Source organism: Lacinutrix sp. MEBiC02404 (assembly GCF_053601575.1).
The window spans coordinates 1-3,538 of record NZ_JBSHNV010000105.1; the positions used below are offsets into that span (position 1 = coordinate 1).

The 3,538-nt window shown below is 29.6% G+C and carries 4 protein-coding genes; all 4 read left to right on the top strand.

Features of this window, described 5'->3' with window-relative positions; genetic code table 11:
* Window positions 1-292 precede the first annotated feature (292 nt).
* The 4 genes from ACVCXO_RS01090 (at window position 293) to ACVCXO_RS01105 (ending at window position 2,942) form a co-directional block, all read left to right on the top strand.
* Window positions 293-889: an RHS repeat domain-containing protein gene (locus tag ACVCXO_RS01090; RefSeq protein ID WP_452227752.1), complete on the top strand. Its 597-nt coding sequence runs from the start codon at window positions 293-295 to the stop codon at window positions 887-889.
* Between the two features lie 3 nt (window positions 890-892).
* Window positions 893-1,630 (top strand): hypothetical protein, encoded by a 738-nt coding sequence (locus ACVCXO_RS01095; RefSeq protein ID WP_452227753.1) that lies wholly within the window; start codon window positions 893-895, stop codon window positions 1,628-1,630.
* Window positions 1,631-1,731: 101 nt separating this feature from the next.
* Window positions 1,732-2,082 carry a hypothetical protein gene (locus tag ACVCXO_RS01100; RefSeq protein ID WP_452227754.1) on the top strand — a complete coding sequence of 117 codons (351 nt, stop codon included), beginning with the start codon at window positions 1,732-1,734 and terminating at the stop codon, window positions 2,080-2,082.
* The gene (locus ACVCXO_RS01105) at window positions 2,082-2,942 is read left to right on the top strand and encodes a hypothetical protein (RefSeq protein ID WP_452227755.1); all 861 of its coding nucleotides are present in this window, start codon (window positions 2,082-2,084) and stop codon (window positions 2,940-2,942) included. The genes ACVCXO_RS01100 and ACVCXO_RS01105 overlap by 1 nt, the downstream gene beginning before the upstream one ends.
* Window positions 2,943-3,538 lie beyond the last annotated feature (596 nt).

Genomic DNA, 3,538 nt, shown 5'->3' on the forward strand with positions numbered 1-3,538 from the left:
ACAAACCGTAACACGACCAGATAAATTACAAGTACATTTTACCTACGATGCTTTAGGCAGAAGACTAAGTAAAACCTTTAAAAGCACCACAACCTAATGGCTTTGGGATGGTAACGTACCATTACACGAATGGAAAGAAAACCAAAACGGAGACATTTTAAGTAATAGCACCGTTGGCGACAATGGTATCGTCACTTGGGTTTTTGAAGAAAACAGTTTTATACCAACAGCCAAACTTAAAAACAACAAAAAATTTAGTATTTTAGCAGACCATTTGGGTACACCAACGAGCATGCATAATGCAGAAGGCGAACAAACTTGGGAACGTAAACTGGATACTTTTGGAAAGGTAATTACAGGAGATAATAATAGTTGCCCTTTTATGTATCAAGGGCAGTATTATGATCCTGAAATTGAATTGGCTTATAATAGATTTAGATATTATGATCCTGAGGATGGTAGGTATATTTCTGTCGATCCTATTGGGTTAAATAGTGGAGAATTTAATTTTTATAATTATGTTGGAGACCCAAATGGATGGATTGATGCTTTAGGTCTAAAATCGTATCATGGTAATGATAAAAGAAACACAAAAGCTCAACATGGATATGAGATTTACAATAAAGATGGGAAAGTCGTAAAGACAGGTGTAAGTAGTGGGAAATTTGATGGAAACCAATCTAAAAGAGCCGACAAACAAGTGAAAAACTTAAACAACAAGCCAACAGAGTTTAAGAATGGTCCTTATACATCAAAAATAGTTGAGCACCAAAAGGGAGGGAAAAATGCAAGAGGAAAAATATATGAATGGGAACAAGGAAATACTAATAAACATAGTGGAACACTAGATAGAAATATACATAAACGTCCATCTCCCGAAATTGATTAATCTATGAAGACATTAAAACATTTAGACTTTCAACTTCAAATTGATAGTGATTCTCTAAAAATAGATAATGAAAAGAATAAAGAAAAAATAGTTGACGATTGTTATGATTATTGCTATAATTTAAAATTAAAAACTAAACATATATGTAATTATATTGAACGTACTTGCTTAAAGAAACTGAAGTTCGAAGTCAAAGATTATAATGGCATTGTAATTACATTTCTTCACGGTTATCCTGAAGAAAAAATGTCTAATATTGATGAATCATACATAACCTTAAGTAAGTGTGTTGGTATTTTTATTCGTTTTGACAAAGCGAAATATGATTCTTTAAAAACAGATAATGAATTTAGAGAGTTTATTTACGAATATATGGTTGATACCTTTAAAAAGATTGAAGCTAAATATGAGATTCCAAGTTCAGAAATGCTAGCTTCTTATAAAGAGTTAAAAGAAAAAAACTTTGTTAACGAATGGCTTGGGAAAAAGAAAACCGATACAACTAGGAAACTATTAGCTGAACTACATTGTGCTGTTACAATAGACAAATTTATTTTAACTTTAAAATTGTATCAAGATAAAGTAGAAATTTATAACAATGTTATTTTAGAAACTGTACCAGATGAATATAGGTATGCACATAGAGTTAAGAAATTAGTAATAGAGCAAGATGCAATTAAAGTTCTAGGAACAAGAGATAAGATTACATTTTCTTTGCCCTTAAAAGATATTTTAAAATAAAAAGATAACTTCGTAGTTATATAAAAGACAAAGAACCACAGTTTTAAAAGCTGTGGTTTTTTTATGCAGTAAGTTTATTTTGTACTTTTGAGAAAGTAGAAATGAAGACGTTCATTGATTTGCTTGATTTACTGGTGATAATAAATCATGACAGGTTATCTCAAACGAGCCATAAGAAAGCTCAAGATTTAATTAAAAAACCAGACACTACAATTGAAATTGTAGAAGTAGATTTAGATAATGTAACAGCAGGAGGCGGTAAATCAGAAAGAAGTAATAAAGGAAATATTTTAAGACATTATGAACAGATAGAACTTGATAAAGTTCAAGATGATGGATTTAAAACAAATCAAAGAAGAGCAGAAGCACTTCATAAAAATGATAGAAACAAAAAATTAATAGATGACTATAATGCATCTAAAAAAGGTAAGAAAACAACATATAACAAATAATGACAGAATTCAAACAGTGGTCTTTTTCGGTTGAAAGGAGAAACCGTTTTGCTAGAGAAACAATGTTAGGAAAAACTTTTGAAGAATATCCTACTGAAGAAGAAGATATTTTAGAAGTTGATGGTGTTATATTTTCTATACACGGTGATGAAATTAGTGAAATAAAAGAATTGCCTTCTTTTTTAAATAGACTACCTAACCTTAAATCAGTTAGACTACCTATAGACTGGTTATCAAAAATTGATATTCCAACAAGTATTGAAGAATTAATTTTAACTAAACAGGTTTATTCAAAACAGAATATAGAAAAATGGTCAGAAAATTTAAAATTTAATACCCTAAAACACTTATCTGTACCTGAATTATTACACCCTTATGAAATAAACTTAAGGGAACTTACCAGTTTAGAAAGTATTGAATATGATTTTACTGTTGAAAAGAAAAACGAAAAACTTTTAGCAATAGCGGAATTGCCTAATTTGAAAGAGTTAACTATAAATTATGGTAAAAAATGGGATTTATTTACTCCTTTAGAAAACTCAAATATAGAGAATTTAAGATTATTAGGCTGTACAGGAAAAAAAATAGCCTTAGAAAATATTGTTAAAGTTAAAAAATTAAAAAAGTTAGAACTTGTTTATTATAGGTTAGAATTAGATTGTAATTTGTTTTTAGAGTTAAAGAATTTAGAAAGTTTAGAATTAGTAGATAATAATAAAATTATCAATATAGAAGCTTTATTAAAGCACAAGAATTTAAAACATTTAAGTGTTAGCAGCTGTAAAAAACCTTTTTCAGAAAAAGATAAAGAGCTTTTTCTTAGTCATGGTTTTGAGTCTTTAGACATTGATTATGCTTAAAATACACTATATAAAAAAACAAAGAACCACAGCGAAAGTTGTGGTTTTTTTATGGTTTAAATTTTTTCTAATTTAATAGCTTTAATCATAGAATCTAGAGTGAAAAAGATGTGATTTTGTTTTTCATTTGAAAACGAAAGAATATCTTTAAAACGAGCAAGCATGTCTGGATTCTTAAAAAGATCTGCTTCTTCATTTTCTCCCTCGCTAGCGCACGTTTGTAACGAGTGCCGTACCGAGTAAGTTCTACAAAAGAATTAAACAATAAAAGCTATCTATTCATTTAGGTAGCTTTTTGTATTTTTAAGGTATGAGCAGAAAGTATGAATTTCATAATCCAACAGCAGCATATTTTGTTTCGTTTGCCACAACCATAACGATAGAGAATACAGTAAAGGCGGAAGATTAGAGAAAAAAGGAAGCTGGAACTATAAATACGATGCCGACGGTTTTTTAACCGAAAAGTACAAAGGTAGTAGCAGCATTTTTAGAAGTAAAAAAGACCACTGGCAATACGAGTGGAATGCTGCTGGCATGTTACAAACCGTAACACGACCAGATAAATTACAAGTACATTTTACCTACGATGCTTTAGG

What these genes read in the sequence shown, in the direction of transcription:
- ACVCXO_RS01090 (WP_452227752.1), top strand. Translation starts at nt 293, where the DNA reads ATGCATAATGCAGAAGGCGAACAAACTTGGGAACGTAAACTGGATACT.
- ACVCXO_RS01095 (WP_452227753.1), top strand. Translation starts at nt 893, where the DNA reads ATGAAGACATTAAAACATTTAGACTTTCAACTTCAAATTGATAGTGAT.
- ACVCXO_RS01100 (WP_452227754.1), top strand. Translation starts at nt 1,732, where the DNA reads ATGAAGACGTTCATTGATTTGCTTGATTTACTGGTGATAATAAATCAT.
- ACVCXO_RS01105 (WP_452227755.1), top strand. Translation starts at nt 2,082, where the DNA reads ATGACAGAATTCAAACAGTGGTCTTTTTCGGTTGAAAGGAGAAACCGT.